The organism is Limosilactobacillus mucosae (assembly GCF_046939755.1).
In the GTDB taxonomy this organism is placed as follows: domain Bacteria; phylum Bacillota; class Bacilli; order Lactobacillales; family Lactobacillaceae; genus Limosilactobacillus; species Limosilactobacillus mucosae_A.
In genome coordinates this window covers 76,621-99,506 of the sequence record NZ_JBKZAY010000005.1, presented here as the reverse complement: position 1 = coordinate 99,506, position 22,886 = coordinate 76,621, and the positions used below count along the sequence as shown (strand labels likewise).

At 43.5% G+C, this 22,886-nt stretch carries 20 protein-coding genes; all 20 read right to left on the bottom strand.

Going from position 1 to position 22,886, the window contains the following annotated elements:
* Positions 1-27: 27 nt before the first annotated feature.
* Complete coding sequence (locus ACLUWI_RS03310) at positions 28-4,071, bottom strand: tail fiber domain-containing protein (protein WP_412146140.1); 4,044 nt, start codon at positions 4,069-4,071, stop codon at positions 28-30.
* Complete coding sequence (locus ACLUWI_RS03305; RefSeq protein WP_412146139.1) at positions 4,028-5,755, bottom strand: phage tail protein; 1,728 nt, start codon at positions 5,753-5,755, stop codon at positions 4,028-4,030. Before ACLUWI_RS03305 ends, ACLUWI_RS03310 begins: the two co-directional genes overlap by 44 nt.
* A complete protein-coding gene (locus ACLUWI_RS03300; protein WP_412144697.1) occupies positions 5,752-6,654 on the bottom strand; it encodes a phage tail domain-containing protein in 903 nt (300 codons plus the stop codon). The genes ACLUWI_RS03305 and ACLUWI_RS03300 overlap by 4 nt, the downstream gene beginning before the upstream one ends.
* Entirely contained in the window at positions 6,654-11,420 is a 4,767-nt protein-coding gene (locus ACLUWI_RS03295; protein WP_412146138.1) for a tape measure protein, read from the bottom strand. Before ACLUWI_RS03295 ends, ACLUWI_RS03300 begins: the two co-directional genes overlap by 1 nt.
* Positions 11,417-11,728 carry a hypothetical protein gene (locus ACLUWI_RS03290; RefSeq protein WP_302145056.1) on the bottom strand — a complete coding sequence of 104 codons (312 nt, stop codon included), beginning with the start codon at positions 11,726-11,728 and terminating at the stop codon, positions 11,417-11,419. Before ACLUWI_RS03290 ends, ACLUWI_RS03295 begins: the two co-directional genes overlap by 4 nt.
* Positions 11,729-11,769: 41 nt before the next feature.
* Positions 11,770-12,246 (bottom strand): tail assembly chaperone, encoded by a 477-nt coding sequence (locus ACLUWI_RS03285; RefSeq protein ID WP_302145057.1) that lies wholly within the window; start codon positions 12,244-12,246, stop codon positions 11,770-11,772.
* A gap of 68 nt (positions 12,247-12,314) precedes the next feature.
* Positions 12,315-13,022, bottom strand: coding sequence for a hypothetical protein (locus ACLUWI_RS03280; RefSeq protein ID WP_302145059.1), 708 nt, complete (start codon positions 13,020-13,022; stop codon positions 12,315-12,317).
* Positions 13,023-13,051: 29 nt separating this feature from the next.
* A complete protein-coding gene (locus tag ACLUWI_RS03275; protein WP_302145061.1) occupies positions 13,052-13,453 on the bottom strand; it encodes a hypothetical protein in 402 nt (133 codons plus the stop codon).
* Positions 13,453-13,977 carry a hypothetical protein gene (locus ACLUWI_RS03270; protein ID WP_302145062.1) on the bottom strand — a complete coding sequence of 175 codons (525 nt, stop codon included), beginning with the start codon at positions 13,975-13,977 and terminating at the stop codon, positions 13,453-13,455. Before ACLUWI_RS03270 ends, ACLUWI_RS03275 begins: the two co-directional genes overlap by 1 nt.
* A complete protein-coding gene (locus tag ACLUWI_RS03265) occupies positions 13,970-14,305 on the bottom strand; it encodes a hypothetical protein (RefSeq protein ID WP_302145063.1) in 336 nt (111 codons plus the stop codon). The genes ACLUWI_RS03270 and ACLUWI_RS03265 overlap by 8 nt, the downstream gene beginning before the upstream one ends.
* Complete coding sequence (locus ACLUWI_RS03260; RefSeq protein ID WP_302145065.1) at positions 14,299-14,652, bottom strand: phage head-tail connector protein; 354 nt, start codon at positions 14,650-14,652, stop codon at positions 14,299-14,301. Before ACLUWI_RS03260 ends, ACLUWI_RS03265 begins: the two co-directional genes overlap by 7 nt.
* Before the next feature lie 18 nt (positions 14,653-14,670).
* On the bottom strand, positions 14,671-15,732 hold the full coding sequence (locus ACLUWI_RS03255) for a replication protein (RefSeq protein WP_302145067.1): 1,062 nt from the start codon (positions 15,730-15,732) through the stop codon (positions 14,671-14,673).
* Positions 15,733-15,745: 13 nt separating this feature from the next.
* Positions 15,746-16,345, bottom strand: coding sequence for a DUF4355 domain-containing protein (locus tag ACLUWI_RS03250; protein WP_302145068.1), 600 nt, complete (start codon positions 16,343-16,345; stop codon positions 15,746-15,748).
* Positions 16,346-16,458: 113 nt separating this feature from the next.
* A complete protein-coding gene (locus tag ACLUWI_RS03245) occupies positions 16,459-16,710 on the bottom strand; it encodes a hypothetical protein (protein WP_270642173.1) in 252 nt (83 codons plus the stop codon).
* Positions 16,703-17,947, bottom strand: a complete 1,245-nt coding sequence (locus ACLUWI_RS03240; RefSeq protein ID WP_302145069.1) for a minor capsid protein — start codon at positions 17,945-17,947, stop codon at positions 16,703-16,705. The genes ACLUWI_RS03245 and ACLUWI_RS03240 overlap by 8 nt, the downstream gene beginning before the upstream one ends.
* Positions 17,947-19,674 (bottom strand): phage portal protein, encoded by a 1,728-nt coding sequence (locus ACLUWI_RS03235; RefSeq protein ID WP_302145070.1) that lies wholly within the window; start codon positions 19,672-19,674, stop codon positions 17,947-17,949. The genes ACLUWI_RS03240 and ACLUWI_RS03235 overlap by 1 nt, the downstream gene beginning before the upstream one ends.
* 13 nt (positions 19,675-19,687) lie before the next feature.
* Positions 19,688-20,965 (bottom strand): PBSX family phage terminase large subunit, encoded by a 1,278-nt coding sequence (locus tag ACLUWI_RS03230; protein WP_412146137.1) that lies wholly within the window; start codon positions 20,963-20,965, stop codon positions 19,688-19,690.
* The gene (locus tag ACLUWI_RS03225) at positions 20,955-21,449 is read right to left on the bottom strand and encodes a helix-turn-helix domain-containing protein (protein ID WP_412146136.1); all 495 of its coding nucleotides are present in this window, start codon (positions 21,447-21,449) and stop codon (positions 20,955-20,957) included. Before ACLUWI_RS03225 ends, ACLUWI_RS03230 begins: the two co-directional genes overlap by 11 nt.
* A 6-nt stretch (positions 21,450-21,455) precedes the next feature.
* Entirely contained in the window at positions 21,456-21,632 is a 177-nt protein-coding gene (locus tag ACLUWI_RS03220; protein WP_412146135.1) for a hypothetical protein, read from the bottom strand.
* Positions 21,633-22,373: 741 nt separating this feature from the next.
* Positions 22,374-22,784, bottom strand: coding sequence for a type II toxin-antitoxin system HicB family antitoxin (locus ACLUWI_RS03215; protein ID WP_412146134.1), 411 nt, complete (start codon positions 22,782-22,784; stop codon positions 22,374-22,376).
* Positions 22,785-22,886 lie beyond the last annotated feature (102 nt).

Below are 22,886 nucleotides of genomic sequence, written 5' to 3'. Positions count from 1 at the left end.
GATTGCCTCCAACAAAAAAAGCCGGTACTAACCGACTTTAGATTCTAATGTCTTAAATTTTTTGGTCAGTTCCTGTACGGCGCCCATCAAGTAGCCCACGATATCACCATCGCTACGACCAGAACGGTCTTCTGAAATAAATTCGTCTGGTGTCTGATACTGAACCACGTCATGTACGTCATCGATAATGACTGACGCATGACGCTTAGTGCCACCATGAGCCACCTCTTGCTTGTACTGGTAAGTCGCTACATCAGCTGAGTTGATAAGTTCAAGCGCCTTAGCAGTATCCAGCGGTTCGATGCGCGTCTTGGTGCTTAAGCGTGACGTCTGCGTCAGCCCCATGCACGTGAGCCAGCCAGTCATATTTACATAACCCCGCAGAGTTAGGTGCACGTCATAGTTGTTGGCGTCACCGTTGTTTTTGTTAGCAATGTCAACGACATTGTCGCCTAAGTGGATTTGCGAGTTCTTAGTTTCCAACCATAAGTCATCGTTGGCGTGCACCGTGCTCCAGTTGTTGGCCATTGTTACCTGCGAATTGCCTCCGTTTATCTGGCACTTAGTAGTACCAGTCAGGTAAATCTGTGGTGACGTGATGTTAAGATCACCCCACTTAGTACCGCTACCACTATCGTCACCTTTGATCGTATAGCCATCATCAGTGATATAGATGCCAGGCGATGAGCCGTTGGAGCGGTAGTTAGAAAGCTGAGCGTAGTGTTGCATCACGTATACACCACTGTACTGATTGTTGCTACCACTACTGCTCATACCGTTAGCTTTGACCGCCAGTCGGATCGTGTTGTCGTGCATGGTCAGGATTGAGCCGAGCAGATTGGATGCGTGGACTTCATATCCGCCAGAATACTGGAGAACAATCGTTTTATTAGCTTTATCATCATCGTACTGTTCAAGCCCCGCCGACATGGTAGCCACGTTTCCCGAGCTATCGTAGAATCTTAGCTTGTCAGCATTAAGTGTGGTGATATAGGCATCGGGGATAAAGGCTGATCCGGAAAAAACAACCGAGCTGGCATTAAGCGCCAGTTTACCTTTGCCACCAGATACCTGTATCAACGTGTTGCCACCCGCCTCTTGATTGATTTGGCTGACAACGTTGCCCTTAGCAACTCGCAGATTGATATCATTTTTAAGCTGAGTGATCTGTGAGTTGTAGTCGCCACTCGATACCTTAGTCGCAATCAAGTTGGACAGCTGAGTGATTTTACTCGAGCCATCAGAGTTGTAGACCTGCGCCTGGATACCGTCCACAGTAGCGTGCAGGTTGGTATACTTGTCCGTCAAGCCGTTCTTGACTGACGTCAGGTTGGCGTTCCAGCTGTCAGCCGTCTGCTTAATTTGCGTCTGCGTGTATGTTTGCGTATCTTCTGGCGCTGGCGACCAGTCGTGAGCGATCGCACCAGTCTCAAACATTTCGCCTTTAATCTGTACCGTCTTAGACGTACTCGTCCCACCATCGGCAATCAGAGTATGTTCGATAAACCAAGTGTTATCGTTAATCGAAATAGTACAGCTGATTCTTTTGGCAGTCGTGTTAGGTGCAACAGCTGGAGATGCGACACGACCGCCGTTAGCTGGTATTCGTGCGCCATTCTTATCACAGCAGAACATTTCCAACCTAACATTGGTGTTACTCTTGTTAGTTACCGTTGCCGAGTACGTAAACTTGTCGCCAGTATGATAGTCTGCAACGCTAGTCTTATTGCTTTTAGCAGTGGTAACGTTCATCCAACCACTAGCAGTCTTAGTCACCCAATCACCGCTAGTGCCCGTCAACAGATTTCTCCCACCTTTGCCGACTAGGTTAGGCAAGTCACTGCTCGACACCTTAGTTGCAATCTGGTCAGCCTGTACCTTAAGCTGTGCTTTAAGCAGTGCCACGTCACCGTTGGCTTTGTCAACCGTTGTCTGGTCAGCCTTGAGCGCAATGGCTTTTTTGTTCTGCTCGATGGCCGTCGAGTTGGTCGTGATTTTCGCATCGGTATCTTCGGGAGATGGCGACCAATCGTGAGCCACTGCACCTGTCTCAAGCATCAGCTTGCCGAACTTAAAATACGTTCCTGTACTTAGATCAAAAGCATAATCTAAGCCAAAAGTATCAAACAATCGCACACTATTGTCGCTCTTGCCAGGCCACATATAAGTCGAGTAGAGCTTATATTCATTTTCGCCAAGATTAATCAACGTTGCCGGTTGGGGGTCGTGCCCTGCACTGGTAAACCATGTAATTTGTATGCTGCTACTTATGAGTTTTGCATCAGTCTCAAGCCATATTATTTGAGTATAGGTTGTCCCTTTAGTCAGAACATGGAAAAAGGTATGTGAACCCTGTGGGAGAACTTCGCTACTAGTGGTATTTGATGGTAATTTCAAATAAGCATAGCCATCTTTCCATGTTGTATTAGGAATCCCATAACCCATTGTATATTCCGCACCAGTACCAATAGCCAAGTTCCGTCCACCACCGTTACTGGTGATGTCGTTTAGCTTGCTGTTAGCGTTGGCTAAGCTCGTTTCCATGCCACTGACTTTTGAGCTGAAACCAGATGCAGTTTGCTGGAGCGTGCTGATGTCGCCCTGCGCATCGGCCATCTGACTGGTCAGTGTCTTGGCATCAGCCTGCAGTGTGGCGATGTTGCCCGCATGGTCGCTGGTCGTTTTCTTGAGTCCCGCCACGTCCGACTGGAGCGTAGAAATGTTGCCTTGCGCATCAGTCAACGTATTTTTAAAGCCAGTCGCCGTAGCCTGGAGCGTGGAGATGTTACCCTGTGCATCAGTCAGTGTCTGTTTCATGCCACTGGCATCAACTTGCAGTTTGTTGATATCGCCAGCCACATTAGCATACTTGGTGTCAAAACCGTCAGCTCGTGACTGCAGGACTGCAATGTCGCTTTTGGCATTGGTCAGTGTCTGCTTTGTCCCGCTTGCGTCCGTCTGAAGTTTGCTGATATCACCGTTGGTACTTGCAAACTCTGTATCAAAACCGTCTGCTCTGGTCTTAAGCTTAGCGATATCGCCTTGTGCATCAGCTAACGTCTGAGTCGTGCCCTTAGCGTCCGTCTGGAGCTGGTTGATATCACCCGCCACATCAGCGTATTTAGTTTCAAGTTCGCTTGCAGTAGCGGTTACGGTAGCCACGTTGCTGTTGGTATCCGATAAAGCGGCACTGTATGACTTGGCGCTAGCCTGCAGATTGGAGATGTCGCCAGCCGCATCGGACAAGGCCGCACTCGCCGAGCTTGCCGATACTTTGAGCTGGCTGACGTCGCCTTTGGTGTCCGCCATATCCTGCTCAAGCTGTCCAGCTTGGCTCTTAAGCACGGTGATATCTTTGCCTGCAGCACTTGCTTGTGCTGCATAAGACGATAGACTCGTTGCTTGACTGGCGAGATCAGTTTTGACAACGGCAATATCATTCTTAGCCACCGCTATGTCAGACTTGTTGGCCGTTACGTCTGCTTGCACTGCGGCTACGTCCGACCGTACGGCAACGATATCAGCCTGTGCTGCACTTGCCGACGCCTTAGCCTCATCAGCCGCCGCAATCGCCTCAGTCCGAGCACTTGAGATCGCCGCACTAGCGGACGCATAGTTTTGATCGATCAAGTCAACATTGGACTGCGCTGCATTCCATGCTCGCAAGCCATCGCTCCGCGCAACCGCAGCGTCTGACACGGCATCACTCAAGGCTGCATTGATGTCCTCAATCGCTTGGCTGTTAACTCGTGACTTTTCGATTGCATCGTTGGCATATGCTACGGCACTGTCAGCCTGCTTAATTGCCGGTTCAACGGTATTGGTTATTTCTTGATTGACTTTTTCCTTAACCTTCTCGTGCATACCGTTGTTCCAGATCCCATCGGCATCTCTATCATCATACAGACGACCAAAGATAGTATCTGTCACGTGGAAGGTATTCCCGTTGTCAAACGAGTAGCCACGACCGATGATGCCGGTCTTAGTATCACGGCCGATTTCGCCAATGATCAGTTTGACTTTAGCATCATCCCCCACTGTCTTGTCGTTGCTTGTCGACGTATTGCTCAATCTCGCTCGCCTCCTTCTGCGTAATCACGATATGCCCAAAATGGTTTTCATTTCGACTGCCAAGATTAGCAATTTGATTATTCACTGAGTTAAAACTATTTTTAAGCTCATGAATGTCTTGAAACAGAGCATGGTTAACATCTTTTAACGCATCATTATTATTGTTAAAAGTCAATTCAATATTGGCACCAGAATTAAAAGCTAGATCATTTCCTGAAATTCCTACCAGCATTACATAAGTTGAAATATTCATCTCCGGAACGATTGCATAAATAGCATCACCTAGTTGGCCATCTTCTCCCGTCAGCTGTAATGATAATGAAACCGAAGGATTAGATTGTGTCTGTAAGCGGGCTGCCTTACGAGCATTATCATCGTCATAAACTGAATCTAGTATCAACGGGGATCCCCGATGCAAACCATACGTGGCAATCGATTCTTCATCCCGATATTCAAACTTTATTTGATAATAATCAGCAGTGGTTGTGGTTGTAGAGCTGTCTTCAGATGAAGTACCATTCCCACTACCAACCATTGAATACATTTGTGCATTACGTACACCAAAAGATGGTGGCCAAGCATTAATATTTTCGATTATGGTTCCTTGTGATTCATTGGCTGCCATAATCATCTGAATAGAATTCAATGCCAAAGCCACATGAGTAGTCGAACCACGCGAACCCCAAAACAGCATATCACCAGTCTGATAAGGTGGCCCAACCACCGTCCCCTGTGTCTCCTCGTATGTCGTTGGCTGATGCATTGCAATACCAAAATGGTTATATACATAAGCCACAAAGCCTGAGCAATCCCAACCGCTAGGAGTGTTTCCGCTCCAAACATAGGGTTTACCAACAAATTGGCGCACGTACGACTGAAAGCCAATAGCATCCTTAGAAACTGGTCCCGAATCTGCTCCATTAACAATGGTTGTGGTTGTCTCCATCTTTCCAGCATATACCTGACGCGTATTTATCAAGTCATTAACATCGACAGATACAGAAGCCTCAGTCATATCTGATAAATAACGAAAAGTTTTGTCTGTCTTACGTTCAATGGTTGAATAATTGTAAATATCTAGCGTATTTCCGTGTGGTACGTAAACTGCTCCATAGCTAGAAGCATTAGAGCTAAGAAAATCCAAAGCCGTTCCATCACTTGCTTGAATGTCTAGGTCAGGAAAAGAGCCATGCAGTGCATAACTAATTCCTTGATCATTATTGTCAAAGAACCTTTTCAGCTGGCTTTCAAAAGAATATGTCTGTACTTGGTCAGTAGGCTTGGTTACTACAGTGGTGCCTGAAGTATCATCATCTGCTGTATCGCTCGATGAATCTCCGCTATTATTTGTCGTAGTTGATTCAGGATTAGTATCTATTCGCAAATTTTTTAACTTATCTAGTACTACATGGTTAGCAGTAATTTGCTTTTGTAATAATCCTGCCGAGTTAGCAACTGGTGAAATCTGTTGAATGACATATGCTTCACCAGCATATATCACGAAAGCCTTTTCTTTTGCTAGATTATAGACGTTTGTAAACTCGCTAGAATATGTCATCGTGAATGACAATTCAAACGAGCTAGAAATCTGAAAGTTACGACTAAATGTTGCATTCAAGTCATTCCAAGACACTCGTTCCTCTTGCTTGCCATCACGGCTACGAATAAGAACTGTTTTGCTCATGATAACCACCACATTGGAAAATCAAACTGAATTGAGCCATTGAAGTTAGATACTTCAAATTGATTATCGCCAATCTGCAGTGTAATAATGCCGTGATCTGTATTAACTCCATCATGGTTCCCATTAAGATAAGGATTGACGCCATCTAGCTCAAATTTGCCAGACCATGCCCCTTTGCGTGTGATGCTGTCTCCCGTTGACTTATTAGCGACAATCGTATTGTTGCCAGAACCGCTCAGCGTCATTTTAAAGGGATGACCACGTCGTTCAGGATCAATGAGCACGTCTGAAAGATTATTAATCGTAAATGAGTTGTTCGAAAAGGAATAACCAGCTGTAAATGGCTCATTATTGCCGAACCCTTGAACATGGTCAAGAGTTGTACCAATTGAGCGGCTTAAGCCAATTAAATCAGTCAGTGTTACGGCAACCGTCCAATCATTCCCTGTCCATGCAGGACTGGCTAGCTTTGCTTTAACGAAATACATTCGTTGGGGCCAATTGCTAAATGCAATCCAGTATCCTTCTCGGCTAACCAGGAAGCGTTGTAGCGCATCAAACGCAAGTTGTGCATCTGCTTCATCCATCCCGCTAACATGACAGCTCATTGTCATTTCTCGTTGTTCATACGTAGAACTAATCAGCTGTTGACCATCATGAATCCCAATCTTAGTTAAATTATCAGTCTGTGTAGCTGGTACAACGGCTGGCGCATCATAACAGTACACACCGTCTAAATCTGGTACATCAAAGTCACTAACCCAGCTCTTACCATCTTTGGAAATTGCAAATTCAATTGGTTCATATGGTAACTCATTATCATAAGGGCTCGGATCGCTTGGCTTATGTACCCCATAAGCATGTGGCTTGTCCTTTCGAGTTGAAAATACATGAATCATTACATGCTTCCTTTCATCATGGCATAGTTCTTTGCATTGGATTGATTAATCGCATCACGTACATCCTGTACCCGTACAACAGGGTTCATATTGATATTTGAAAGTCTATCAACTGCAACCTTTAGCAAAGCTATGACTTGACTATTATCGCTTTGATGCGTTCTCAAGTCCGGACGACGCATAGCAACTTTGCTATATGCTTCATTCAGTAACGGTAAAGCGTTGTCGTTATAAGGATTAATGACATATTCATCGTGTTCTGGATTATCGGCAATCCAGCCTCTGGATAGTGCCGTAATATGGCCACCAGAAGCCCAACCGTGACCTTGACCAACATTGCTCCAACCACCTTCGCCGCCATGTTCAAGTGCGTTAATAGCTGCCAAAATTTGATCAAACCCACTGAGGATATTACCGTGACCTGGTATAGCCCATCGACGAAATGTAGACAGAACGAACTGTAACAACCCCTGAGCCGGATTACCATTTGCCATGTTGATATCCCATACTTTTTGTGGGACTTTCTCGTTTCCACCAGACTCAGTCTGAATTTGGCGCAACAACTTGTGGACCTTAACATCAGTAGCTTTCACGCCAAGCTTGGCAAATGCTGACCGAATGACAGGCTCCCAATTACCATCAACCGGCTCTTTCTCTTCACCCAGCAAGTCTTTCAAGACATTGGCAATTCCATTTGCTAATCCGATAGCCATTGACTTGCCTAAGGACTGATTAATTCGTGAACCATTCCAGTTAGTAAATTTGAGCATCAAGTCTTTGGAGGCTTGTGCTGGATGTTTTTCAAATTGTTCGCCCAGTTTCTCCAGTTCATCATCGGAAAGATTACCGTCAGCATAATGTGGTACCGTAGAACGATGCTTTAACATGCCTTGAACTTGCTTTGCATTCATAACCAAAGATCCCGGCTCCAAGTCGTGGACCGTGTATTGACCACGTGGCGCGGACCAGCCACGACTCGGTTGCCAGACTAATTCTTGTTTGAATGGCGTGTTGCCATCATTTAATACTGCCTTCCCACCGGGATGCGGTAGCTTAGTACCCTCTGCATAGCTAATTGTTGATAATTTTTTATCGCCACCAAACTGTGAAATAACGGAATTAACACCAGAAATACCTTTATTTAACTGTTTGACAATACCATGCATAGCATCGCTGGCAATACTTGGAAGCTTTTTAAAGCCGGATTCCATAGAGCTGACAACATCATCAACCCATGAACGCCAACTCTTAAGAAAAGAGCTGGTAAATGAGTCTTCTTTACCTTCTAAACCGTCAAAACCTGTCTTAGCCGCTGACTCAGCATTCTTGATACCATCTCTGACGTTATCAGAAAGGCCACTCCAGATCTTCTTCCAGTCTCGGCTAAATGTTGATTTGAACGACCGCAAGGAGCTTTTAAGTGAATTAACCATGTTGCGAAATTCGCCAACAAAGCCATGATCGCCAACAGCCTTATTCGCAATATTCATTTGCTCCTGCATTTCCTTACCGAAATTATATTTGGTCAAATCGTTGGCAAGAGTCTTAATATTCGTATCAAGAGCTGGCAAGCCATTACGCCCGTCTGTAAGTGTTTTGACACTCTTTCCTAAGTCAACAACCGAATTAGAGGTAGTCTTAATCGGTTTTGCAAGGCTATTCCAGTATTTAACTGATTCTTTGACGGTCTTAGTTAACTGAGCCAGTTGTTTAACAATGTCTGACTTCTTAATTTGGTCGGACAACGTCTTGAAATGATCAGCAATTTTACTGCTTTTAACATCCTTACTCAATTCTTTAAGCTGCGAGTCAAAAGCCTTCAACCCATTTTTGCCAGTTAACCCTTTAGTCGCTGAATTGATGTGATCCATACTGGTGCGTAACGTCTTAAAAGAGCCGGCTGCTTCTTTGATATTCTTAGAAGTATCTTTCCAATATTTCAGTGAATTTTTCAGTGTCGTGGTCAGTTTGGTAAATTGCTTAATAAGATCAGACTTCTTAATCTGATCAGCCATAGATTTAAAATTATCAGCAATCTTACTATTCTTCACATCACTTGATAGTGCCTTTAAATCCTTATCAAAAGTCTCGAGCCCATTTTTGCCAGTTAGCTGACTAATTGAATCTTTAACCGACTTCATTGAGCTGCCTAACGTTTTAAACGAATTAGCAGAGGTCTTTAATGGCTTGGCAATCTTTTCCCAATACGACGCAGCCTTCTTTAAGGCGTTATTCATGCTATTAAGCTCTTTGGTAGGGTCATTGGTCTTAATTGCTTTTTTCAAGTCTTTCAAAGAACCAACGTAATCCTTAATAGCAGCATTCATTGACTTAACGTTAGCAATATCTGTCTTGGAATAATGATTGCCACCAAGTGATTTAATTTCATTTTGAGATGGTGCTTTATTGCCGGTAGATGATGATTTAGACGATGAAGCTTTACTGTCATCGGAGTCATCATTATTCCACCATTTTTTAAATGCTGACCAAGTTTTCTTAGCTCCAGACACAACTCCATCCCACGCTTTGGCAAAGCTGTTCTTTAAACCATCCCATGACCAATCCATGTGCTTGAACTTCTTTAAAAAGTCACCTACGCCTTTACCAAGAACATTACCTAGCATTGATCCAATAGTTAAGCCAACAGGTCCGCCAAGTGCTGCACCGATGCCGCCACCGATTAAAGTGCCTACACCTCCACCTATCATACGAGCACGGTCATGGATATGTGTACCCGTTAGACCACGCAGAATATCAACTGCGCCTAAAGCTACCGTTATGCCAGTGGCTAAACGGCCACCTATCGTTCGCCCAACTGTGCTAAAACCGCTGACTGCCCGAGCACCAAAACGTTTAATAAATGAACCACCAGCCGTTTCACCAGCAACACTCAACTGTAATTCGGCAGAAGTACTCAGGCCGCCAAGACTTACTTTGTTTTTATTTAAAGCTTCATTGGTGCCCTTAACAAAAGCATCACCAGAGTTCTTGCCACTTTTGCTGAATTTTTCGGCTAAAGAACTAATTAACTTGCCAAATCCAGTTAATTCAGTAGCAGTCTTGCCATTAGTCCCAAAATTAATCAAGTCACCAATCAAAGTGCCAGTAGCTGACTTACGCATTCCAATAGTACTGATCATTAGTAATGAACGATAAATCAGATTCAGTGCGCTAGCTGCTTTTGCCAATTTAGTTGCGACAAAATACATTGCTAGCGTTTTGCCAACCATTTCCAATGCCTTTTGATGATCAGCAATCTTTTGTAGTGCATCCGCAGCCGTTGATACACCATCGCCTTTGGTGTGTGTGATACTACCTAGCATTTCGACAATAGCATCGAAAGCTCCTTTACCAATACCACCAGCTATTCTCCCCAATGAGGAAAGCATTGAAATAATACTAGCAGCATTTCGAGCAGTCCAACCACTCACTGCTTTCGTCATTTTAGTCAAGCCGTTGACAGCATTGTCCAGCATACGTGATACAGAACCATTGCCAAAAGTATTTGCCAATGACTGCATAATAGAACCAACGCCATTATTAACTGCTTTGCCTAAGTCTTCAAATTCATGAGTCGTCTGTTTATCCTTAATCCATTCAGAAATTTGTTTAACAATTGGATTAGCAGCATTAGTAGTCGGTGCCATTGCCTCACCCATCAGCTGTGACCATTTGGCTTTAATTTGCCGAGCCATACCAGGAAGAGTCCCCATCAAATTATCAGATGCCTCTTTGTACTTATCGCCAAGCTGATTAAAGGTGTTGATAGCATCTTGAGAGGAGACCTTACCGGCTGAAATATCGTCACGCAATTGGCTCATCGTTAAGTTAGCGTTGCTCTTAACTTTCCGCTCATATTTAAGCAGTGCCTCGCCAAACATTGGGAACGCATCCGTAATTTGGTTCAGCTCGCCTAATTGGATTTTCCCGTTAGACATCATGTGAGTAAAATCCATACCAACTTGTTCCAAACGGTCACCAGATAAACCGATAGCATCTCCCATTGTCAGGAAAGACTTGGTTAGCTTCTCAGTCTTAGGCTGATTATCCAAAACGTGATAGAACTGTTGGCTCAGCTCATCTGTAACTGAAACATCTTGGCCTAAAGCATTGGAAAGAGAAACGATACTGTCAGTCATCGTCTTGGCCTTGCTTGCTGACCCTGTAAGTGTCGTCCAAGTAGCGTTCATTGTCTGCATTTGCAAATTGTAGCTAATGCCAGCTTTAACTGATTCGCCAATGGCAGTCGTAACTCCTTGCCATGCTGCCGAAATACCTGTGGCAATAGTTTGGCCAATTGCCGTGCCCGCAATCGTTGTCTTTAAGCTGCTAAACGACTCCTTTGTATGCTCAGTAGCCGAGTGAACATTTCCTAAGCCACTGGATAATTTTTGCATGAAGTTAGAATTGCCTAACCGTTCAGCCAAATTTTCTGTTTGGTGAAAATTATTCTTGAGCTTATTCAATTCATCATTAGCCTGGCTGTCATTGACTCTAATCTTAATGTCAGGCTTAGCAGTCTTAAGCTTATCAATATCACTGTTCAACTTCTGCAACGATTCAGCAGTTTGTCCAGCCGTTGCCTTAGTATTGCTTAAAGCACTGCGGAATTGGCCTTGCTCACTAGCACCAGTAGAGAATTTCATTCCTAGAGAACTCATTTTTTGCTCTAACTGGCTAATGCGTTCATTCATTTCAGAAAGTGGCCGTGTTACCCTGTCCACAGCTTCCAAAACAATCTGTTTGCGAACAATTACTTCACTCATTTCACCTCATCCCTCCTTTCTCCAAAGATAAACAGTTCCGCAAAACGTTTAGCTTGATCGGCTTGCTGTTTCTGCCGCTCCTGCTTAGTCTGATCAGCTATCGTATCAATCCGGCTTTGACGTTTACGCATATAAGCTAGGATCTGATCATATCCAGACTCATCTGACATTACAGCGCCAGCAACGGTTAATCCATCATTGAGTTGATTGTATGCACGCTGAGCCCCACCAGCAGTTATGTATTCATACTCCAGTGGGGTCAGATCTAATAATTCACTAGGCATTGTTTTGCCAACGATGGTATTCATAGCTTTTAGCTGTTCAAGTAATTGCTTACGAAAGTTAGCTACTATTTGCTGAGATCCTTTAGGCGCTTTTCGAGGCTCTTGTACTGCAGCTCGACCATCTGTAATTGATTTTGAGCTCCCTTGATATCCTCTTCTGTCGCGTCTTTGTTCTTTTTGATGATCGACAGCATTTCTTGCGCTCGTTTCAATCCGCTCTTTTCGATATTCATCAAGCCCTTTAATTTCAGGGCTAAAAAACCGTTAGCCTTAATTTGCTTGAACATGTCTGCAAACGGGTCTTCAGCATCATAAATACCACTGTCAGCCAGTGCCTCCGCAACTGCTTCAGTGCTAGGCAGCGTCTTAGCGTCAATAGCATAACGATATCCGTTTACTAATGCGTCTGGGTTAGCATCGACCAATTCACCAAAAAGCCGAGTAAACCCATCCTGTTCCTTAGTTGAATAGTTATCTACTACTCGTTGGTAAAAGCGATAATTAAACTTGGTTTCGTATGAAGTACCATCAATTTCAATCAAAGTGTTCACTCCTTACTAAAATGCCGCCCCGCTTGGTATTGTGTATTTCAATGGCGACTAGTTATTACTTACTTTCCACCGGTAGATGAGGGAGTCGTAGAACCGCTCGGGGTCAATTGACTGCCGTCAAATGGTTTCGTACCCGTTGCATCTCCAGTAGCACTATCATCAGAGGAATTATCTACGAAGGTGCCATTGGACGTACCAGTCTTGCCAACACCGCCAACATTGTAGAATTTGGATACCAGATCGAATTGACCCGATTCAAAGTCCGATTCACTCAAAGTAAATGGATTACCATTATCATCATAGCGACGTGCAACACCATTTACTTCAAACGTAACGTTTTCGGTCGTGTTAGCACCTAGAGATTCGGTTTCTGGCAAGTTAGCGATGTAGCATCGTGAGTATTCGAAATTAACCACGCGAGAACCCTTTGTGCCGCGAACCGTATTCCAGTCAACACGGGCAATTTCAATCCAGTCCCCGTCTTCCCAAGTCTTGTACAGGTCCCGAGCAACATCGGTCGTATCCTGCTGTGGATCCGTCAAAATTACGTTAACTACTCGTTGCTGATTAATAGATCCTACGCCTTTAATGTTGGCCACTTTTGTTTGAGTGGTGCCAAGCGTCCGAGTATTAGTAGTTGAAGTAGCACCGTTCAGGCCTAGTGGTTGCCACTTAGCCATTGGTGCCCAGTGTAAAGGCAAACGGTAGTAGTACAGAACCTTGTCTGAGTCATGGCCCGATACGGTTTTCTTTAGTGAATTTGCCATAATATTCTCCTTTCAAATAAAAAAGACAGCTAAAATGCTGTCTGTTCAATCATTGTGTAGTTAACTCTAAGAATCTGCCGATTAAGAATCCGATTAGTGCTGCTATCTATCATTGAGGTGATACTTGGTCGTCCAATTTCACTAACTAAATAGCCCTCTACAACCACTTGGGGCAAGTTCTGGCGTATCTTATACGCCAAGTTCAAGCCCTGTTCTAGACTGTCTTGGGCAGTAATAACGTCAAGCTGGAAAGCATACTGATATTCGTCAGCATTCTTAAAACGACCAGTTGCATCCCCATTAAGTAGTTGAACTCGAACCATTGGTAATTTACCTGGAGCATCTTGGCTTGCGGAAACAGTTGGCACACCAAGATCATTTACTTTTGCTGCAATTGCACCATAAAGCAGCGTAAAAGGTGCATTATTCATTAGCTAAACCCCTTTTTGATTGCTTCATCAGCATAGTCCTCAAAGTTTCCACCGTTAACGTGTGATATTCCTAAATGATTGGCTGCGTCTTCAAACGGATGGTGAGCAGGGTAGTTTTTTGACAACAATCCATATTCAAATGCTTGTGAGTAGTTGTACCCATTGTTGCTAATATCTGTATAAATTCGGTGTTCTTGGCCATTAACATGGTCTTTTAGCCGTTCAACCATATGCTGATTGTTTGCTTTATGACGAAAGGCCTTACTGTTTGGCCCATAACCGGACTTTCCGTGATATTGTCGCATACGCATCAAGTCCGCTACTTCTTTCACCGTTTCATTAGCAGCCTTATTGGTTGCACGGCCAAGGTTAATGTCAGCAGCTGTCATCATGGAGCGCAATACGTGTCCACTTTCACCAAAATGTTGTGAATCTAAAGTAGCTGCTATTCTAGCGATTGTCATTCGTGCTTCCATATCGTCATAGGACAACTGTATTTCTGGAACATGAGAATTATCAGCCATTTGCAGTAGTCTCCGTATCATCAGCAAAGTAGATGTCAGTACGCATGGCATGTTTACGCAGCTGAATTATCTTATAGCGTTTCAGTTCATCAGGAGTCTTACTGCCATCCGGAAACGTCACATAATCCGCCTTTTGAGTGCCTCGTATTCGTGCAATCCATGTCTTCTGATACCGCTTGCCAAACAAGTTGGTCTGCAACTCTGCACCATTAACTTCGGTAACGTGTGCCATAACCATCTTGAAGGAATATTTTTCAGTATCATCAAGCAAACCATGCATTAATGTTTTAGTGACTAAAAAGATTGGTCGCTGTCGATGCTCTACCATGAGTAAACACCACCTTGCATTCCCTTACCGTCACGATTAGCAATATATTTCTCCAATAAGGTGACATAAGGATCTAATTCTGTCCCGCTAAAAGACCAACTAGCACCTTCCTCTGAGTAAGTTTTGGCACCATCAGCATCATTCATCGCTTGCACATAATGAGCTTCGGTGATTCGAATAACAATAGTTTCCAATTGGGATGGCAATTTATCCTCGCCAACATAAAGGCAGACAATATCACCAGCCTGCTTAATGAAGTTACTTAATACATCGTCCAGTGAATCATCAGTAATGCCCTTGTCAAGCTTGACAGATGTAAGCAACGTCTGAATTTGGTCATTATTCATCAAATCACCTTCTTATATTTACTTGCCTTGCGTCGTAGAAGAAGTAGCGGTACTTGCTGGAGCGTTAGTGCCGGAAGTATTGGACTTCTTTACTTTTTCAGGGATGAATTCCTTATCCAGCTTAGCATTGTATTGCACGATCTTGATATTGCGTGGGTCAACAATGGATTCCCAAGTAGAGCCAGTTGCCAATTCTTGTGGCGTAACAGTTTGACCTGTTGGGGTAAAGCTCTTAGCAACCGAAGTACCCAAAACATGCGTCGTTACAATCCGACGATTGATAACGGCCGTTTGACCACCATTTTTACGTGGCAAGCGTTCAATCTCAACGGCATTACTTGGCGTAGCGGTAGAGTAACCAACCGAACCATTGCCAAAGATGTATGAGGTAGCAACCCCGTTATCATCAATCGGCAAGTCATCATCAACTACGATTTCCATGCCGTTATAAGTACCAAATGGCTTAACAGCTTCACTAGGTTGAATCGTGTCAATCATCTGCTGAGACTTCATTTCAGAGTAGGTAGCAGAGTTGACCATAATCTTGTTGAAGGTTTGGTCTTGCAGATCACCCAGACGACCAATTGCAGCTAGAAATCCTTTAGGACCAAACGTAGCCGTATCATCAAATGCCTTAGCCGTGTGAATATCGGTATTAGAGAACACACCAGCCAAAATATCAATCAGCAATTTTTGGTCTTGGAAGTTCCAGTATGCTCCAAAACGGTTAGCGATCATTTCACGCAGTGGTGCACCAGAAACCAGTTGAGAAATATCCGTGTAACCGAATGATTTAGCCTGACGGAATTTGAATGCCCGTTGCGAGCCAGTCGTCAAGCCTTCAACTTCGATATCTTGCGTATCTGCCCAACTCTGTGCATCGTCTGCATCAGCAATATCATTAACGAACGGCAAGGTAATAAAATCGCCAGGCGCCATTAATTGGCTGCCCAGCGATGGATCTGGCGTTAAGATACCAGAGTTAATCAAACGATTTGTTTTCGTTGAAAGATTAGAAACGTAGTTAGCAAAGACAGCGGGAATAATTGTGTCTTTGAGCGTTGCATAGTTATCAGCCATGCGTCATTCCTCCTTATTCTTGTGACAACAGTTGTTGATACAGCTGTTGATTGTTCATATACAGTTGCGTCTGTTCTTCCAGCGTCATTTCTGACAGCTTCTTTTGTGGAGCCTTGTATTGTCCACCGTTGCTTGGTTCAGATTGTGCTGACTCACGATGGACAGCATCACGAACCGCTTGGTTGAAACTTTCTTGGTAGGCTTTGATGTTTGCGTCTGTAGATGCATCATCATCCCCCATAACCCACTCAGCAGCATTGGTTGGCAATTTCAGTTCGGCCAATTTGTGCTTGGTACTATCTAACCGTTCACGACGTTCAAGTTCAGCAAAGCGTTTATCAAGCGCCGCTTCACGAGCTTTCATTTCATCTTCACGATCTTTAGCCTTCTTAACAGCCAATTCCTCGGCCGACATCTTAGCCTCATCAATTGCATCTTGGCGAGCCTTCTTCACTGCCTCATCAAGTTTCTTTTGCCATTCGGCATCCTGCTTAGCCGTCTTTTGAGCTACCTGTTCACCAACAAGTTTTGCCAAGTCTTCGCGCGTAAACTTAGCCTCATCCTTTTTTGCTTCATCTTGTGGCATTTCAGTATTCTTTGGTTCATCTGCCATAATTACAAGCTCCCTTCTCGTTTTACGTCCGGCGACGAAGATCTAGCCGTGTTCTTTTACGCCTGCAAGCCGCAAAAGGCATAATAAAAGCGCCTATCATATTCGATAGACGCTCAACATTTAACTTTTGACCATTGATCGATCAATGGTTTCCCATCAATTTTTACCCTCAAAATTTCATTAGGATCTATTGTATTAATCGTTTGGTCATATTTTGGATCACGTTGATACAGCTCCCAAGCAACCTGATCATCGCCTTTATATACTGGTTCAAGGTTCCACGATTGCCCATTCAAATCAAACTCAATTTCATCGCATATTTCTAAACGCTCCTTGAATTTATCTAAGTCCTTAGCATCAGCCATCGTCAACGCCTCCTTCTATTTCGCCTTTCCTAGGTTTTCTGCCCGCTTTTCTCTTTCTCTTGCTTTTATCTTTATTATAAACCCAATCGTGAACATGCGGCACATAAGGATGTTTGTCTGGCCTATTATGATCCGTGAAGTCGATGTCTTTGATTGCATATCCATCAGACCCAATATAGCGACGTTGTATCAGCTTACCATTTCGATAAAATTCAAGTGTTTCATTTGGTTTTGCACCATCCTTTGGGCTTGCTGGTATTGACCGAGTATCTTCAAAATTAAAGTGCCGTGCAAACATCTGCAAATTCATAGGAAAGTCATTGACTTCTGACCTGCTAATCATCGGTTCGTCTTCTTCATGCTCAACGATCCAACACTGACAGTTAGGGTGCATTGGTGGTAAATTAACGCCTTCTTGAGCATTTGCAACTTCAAACACTTTATCGTTAATACTTGTACAGCGATTGCAAGACTTAACAGTTTCTAATGACATGAAGCAGTAGCGTTTGATACCCCGTGCCTTGAAGTCTTCAATTGTACTGCCATTCAACACATGACAAGCCTGAGTACGCAAAATAGTATTAGCATGGCCTGCTGCACCCTTATGAATGTGATTTCCGGTTAGAATGCGATCAACCTTCTTGGTGTAGTCGATACTGGCATCATTGGACATCGCTGCTTCTTTAATGACGCTTGTTAGTCTGTCAATTGTCTGCTGAATATTTCGATTGATGGTATTGGATACCTGATCAGCCTGTGAACTGTTTTGAGTTACATAATCATGAACCCAGTTATCATAATCAAACGGAATCTGGTGTCGACTAGGGACTTGTTGATTGCGCTCGTGATTAGCCCTTTGTAGATGGCGAGGAATGTCATTATTCAATTTCTGAACACGTTGCTGTTGCTCTTTGGCTAATTTAATCATTGGTAAAGCTATCTGAGCTGATATCAAATCTCCGTTAACTGGGCTATCGAGTAATGGCGCTAAGTAAACAGATGCTAATGGCGCAATTGGATTGTCTTGTTGTAGGCTTTCCAGTTGCTCTCTCACTTCGTCAAGAACGTCCTTTGATGGTATTCCAGACCAATTAGCTTTTGACTGAATAAACGCGCTAATTTCGGCTTTAATTTGCCGACTAGCGCGTTTATATAGTTTAGTTATTTCCTTTCCATACTGATTGCTTACACCATATACCTTTTGAATCAGCTGGCGCATTTGCTTATTAGACAGCATCACTTACCACCACGCAATTGAGTGAATAGGTTCTGTGGGCTAACTGGTTGAGGATTGTCACTCAAACCCAGCTTTTGTTTAGCGGCGTTCACTTCTTGCGGATTAGCTTCTTGCAAAGGACTGCCATCAAATTCATAAGGATTGTCTGGATCGCTCTGCTGCTCTTCTTCAACTCGTTTAGCTTCAGCGTCTGCCGAAACACCAGTGACCTGTGCGGCGATCTCGCGCAGTGTTTCTTCACTGAACAGGCTGGTATTGGATAATTGAACTAACATGGACGTAATTTCACTATTGTTCTTTGGCAAGTTAGGTTGATAAACCGGTTTAAATGCGTTCATAACGTCCGAACTTCCAATTTCCATATTCTTGGACCAAAATTTTCCCAACAAGCGTAGCCGGCGATTTAGCCCTCGCGAATAAAGTGATTCTTGCATCGATCGTTCTTGGTCCTCACCAAACAGCTTATACATCAAAGCTACGCCTGATGATTGACCAGAAAACGCCTCATCAGTCATGTCTGGCGTATTGGTATCCTTATGAATATCACTGGCCAGCTGTTTAATATAGATTTGCCAACCCGTCTCATTTAGCTCTTTAGTTAAATAACCAGCACTTGCTGGAATAATTGTGTTGCCGCCAGATGGTTGTGGAGTGATAGAAGGCTTTAACCAAATAAACGGATCATCAGCACTGATATTAGGTACTTTAATAGGCTCTCCATCCTTATCTGTTAATGGATTGCCATCAGGTCCAATTAATGTCTTCATATTGTCTGAAAAATCAAAGTCACCATTGATCATCAATTTAGCGTTGGCAAAGTCTTCTTCACTATTAGCCATATCAGACATTGCTAAATCATAGGCATCAATTTCATCCAGCTTGCTTTCCCAATCGCCTGTACGGTTTTCGTTGTTAATATACTCAGTAAGCGGTACTGCGCCAAAGCTTGTACTTTCCTGCCCAATCAATTGGTAGTCAGCAGAACGATCATTGACACCATCTTCTGTCTTGAAATGGTATACCGCATCTGACGTATATACATCCACATAGCTGATAGACTTGCCAGAATAGCCTAACGTATCAACTGTGTAATAGCGCACGCCAAACAATGAATGGCGGTCAATGCTCGTATCATAAACAACAAATGCGGTTGCCGGGTCAATAGCCCGCATCTTCACATCTGGAGTTTGAGCATGGCCATCACCATCTTCGGTTACCTGCCCCGCGTATAGCAACTCATAAGCACGTCCGGTGGTAGAAAGATTGGTTTTCATAACTTTTTCATGATAGGCCTCATCATTTGTATCATTAAAATCATCCAACAATTCTTCTGCCTTGTCATAATCATGACTGTCATCTTCATCATTACGTTTGAATTGAATTGGCTTGCCCAACATGTAACCTACTCGCATGTTGGTGATGAACTTAGCAAAACCAGATGCAATACGATTATCAGCCTTGCCACGTGCCTGCTTGGTATTAGCCCAATAGTGAATATCGTTATCACCCAAGTAATATCGTTGAAGCTTGGTGATTCGTGGTGCATCAATTGTGTAATGCTGCATGACAAAATAGCTGACAATGTCAGTAATACTTTGCAAATCATTTGAGCCAAAGCTATTATCAAAGTCCTCACGTGGCATTACGTAGATTTTGTTGGCTAATGAACTCCAATGATGGCCATTCAGCAATGAACGATTGTATAAATCTTGTGTATCAAGTGCCATCTTTTCTCCTCCTTTACAAGCCAAAGCGACGCATGCCAGCAAGAATGCTCTTACGATCTGGCTTTGGATAATATTTCTTTTGATCTTGCACGTGAATGTATGAAGCCAATGCATAACGCATGCTGTCCATTACGTGGTCTGCTTCCTTAATAGGCTTATCTTCTGCTTTATCGTCCCAACGATAGTTGTAAATCTCATTCATGAAATCTACTGGTGCATCTTTAGAAATAAAAAAATGGCCAGTCTTCATTAACTTAGCCACTTCTTCAATTCCTGGCACGACTGATTTCCAGCCATACTGGCAATTTATGCCCGCATGCTTGAAATGATCACAATGCTCCGGACGTGCCGAATCGGCATAGAACGGAATGTTTTGGCCGTATTTCTTTTGTATTTGGTGCGCTACATCAGTCCAGTAGTCAATCTCACGATACTGTTCCGTGTGTTCTTCTAACAGCCACCAGTCTTCATCGCTAAGCCCCCAAACCGTGATGGAACAAGCATGTTCATAGCCCCAGTCAACGCCAGCAACAATCTTGTCAAAATGAATCGGTACCTCATCGGCCTGTTTAACCATCTTTCGCTCATCAAAGTCGCGATAGACAGCCCCTTCGCCTGAAACCCAAAGTCCTAAAATTGAACGGTCATAGTACATCCCCGATGGTGTAATAGCCTTTAGATGATCAATATAGTCATGTGACAGCCACGTATTGTCATCTAAAGTAAAATGAAACGCATCAATGCCTGTTTCTTTACCAGCTTTGTCGATATAGTCCTTTTTCAGCCAATGCTCTGGATTATCAGGATTGGTATCTGCAATAATTCGCGCGCCCTCAATTGAACAACGCTGAATAATTTCTTGGAAAACTTCTTGTGTGGATAGTGAAGCTTCGTTAACGTAAGCGCCATAGCTAGTCATACCACGAATCGTACCGATACCACGCTTGGTACCCGTATAGGCTGGAATAATTTCAACACCAAACAAGTGATAATGGCCATGTCTATCAATGGGGATGTTAAGGCCAAAAGTTGTATACAGCTCACTAATAACGTTGTCGTAAATGGAATTAGAACTGAATCCAGCCAAGATATACTTAGGCTGTTTATCATAACGCTTAGCAGCCATTTCTTTTACTCGACGAATCTCAGCTAAAAAGATGATGTTATCGATATAGGTTTTACCAGCACGGACAGCACCGGAGTTGATAAGGTACTTCCAGTCATCGTTAAGATATGAATGCCAAACTTCTCGTTGTTTTGGTGTCATTAGATTAGCAAGATTAGCTACCATGATGGTCACCCTCTTCCAATTTATCCAAGAATCGATCAAGTAAGGATACAGCATCGTTGGAGCCATCTTCCATTGCTTTAGCTCTTGCTTCTGCTACTCGCGCATCAGCGTTTGCTTTACGAACCTTAGCCTGTGTAAGTTCAGGCGTATCATTATCAGACAGCATACCAGCCATTTTCAGAATGGTGGTTGCTGATTGTAGCTGAACCATTTCAGATTTGGCGTTCAATAAATCAATTAATGTCCTAAGTGCCAGGCTCTTGTACTTCCCCTTAATTGCTTTGGAAGCATAAGCATTAAAGGCTGGCTCATACCATGAGCGCTTGCGCCAATGTGAAACAGTGGTTTCATTCTTCAAGCCAATCTTAGGAGCAATTTCTTTATTGCTATGTCCACCTTCAAAGTCAAGCCTGACAAGGGTTTGCTGAGCTTTTGTCAGCCTTGAAAAAGGATCGTTTATTGCTTCATCTTGCTTCTTACTCATGGCATCTCACCACACCACCTTTCTATGGGGATGTCTAGCCTTTAAGACAGGTGGCTTGATAGAGTACTCAGCCGGTTTGTCTTTGACTCGTTCTGGATGCTGTTTGCGATAGACCTTATCAGCTAACACTAGCATCTTATGTTCTTCGTATGAGCAGATGCCCCAGTCTCTGTACACTCTCATCAAGTCACCTCCCTAGCAAAATAAAAAGCCCAGCCAAAGCTGAGCTAATGCAAGCATATTTTTATTTGAAATGATGCGTGCACACCGCTGACCACTAGCGGGATGACGGCTCACGGAGTCGAACCGTGGCATCCCTATCGGAAGTACAGGGATGACCGTGCCGTCTGTCTTTCGTCTAAAGCCTAAATCGATCGAAAGACAAGAGAGTGAATTGCGCTACTCTCAACGGAAGCAGCAGGATTCGAACCGTTTGCGGTGCCTAGCTTATGGTTGGGAAAAGGTTCCCGCATTAACGGGAAAGCATCATGTGGGAGTCGGACCCACTCGCAGCCGTATTTGAAACGCACATTAATCATTCACTCGTTTGTTCCTACAATACTTGAAAGGAGGTTCCATATGACATATGGATTGAATTGAACTAATCGTTAGCCTTCATCGCGGTTGTTTCACTGATGTAATATCGTCTTGGCAAAATTGGCATAAAAGCTGCGTTCCCGGTGATGATGCATAAGCAGACGCCGTAGCGCCTGTTTTGGAAGAAGTTCTAATCAATTCCAGTAGGAAAGACACCCTTTGAAAAAACCGAGTAATTAGGCTTCGTGATACAATATCACTCTATTATTATCGCACCGGTTAGAGCCTAGCAGTTACCTAGTTTGACCCTAGAAATCCCCTAGTTTTGATTGCAGTAAAATAAAAAACGATACACTGTACTTGGAATAATGTACGGTGTATCGCAATTTACATTTTTGCTAATTTAGCTTCTAGAGCCTCAGTTAAAGTTTGAGAAAAGTTGATACCAGCATCTTCAGCCTTACGTGCTACATCTCCTGGAATAGTAGTATTTTTCTTTACTTTAGCAGGCTTAGACTTAGCTTTGGCTTCGTCTAAATTAACAGCAATTGGAATAACAGTTTTATCTATGTTTTTGCTTTGAACGGTCTTCCAGTCAGATGGTTTAGGTAATTTATCGTGCAGTACCAGAACAGCACCCAAAACCTCAGAGCCCATAAGAATCGCTTCTGCCATTCCAGTACCACTCGTGAATGCTTCTGGAACATCTGGGAATGATACTGTATAAATTCCTTTGCCATTTTCACTGTCATCTAGAATAGCAGGATAGACAACTGCATTCTTTTTGTACTTTCCCATAATTACACTCCCTAAACATACCTTTATTTCTCTTAAATAATACGCCTTTATACGTATAAAGTAAATAAAAGACGTCAAGATAATTCTTGGCGCCTTTTGCTA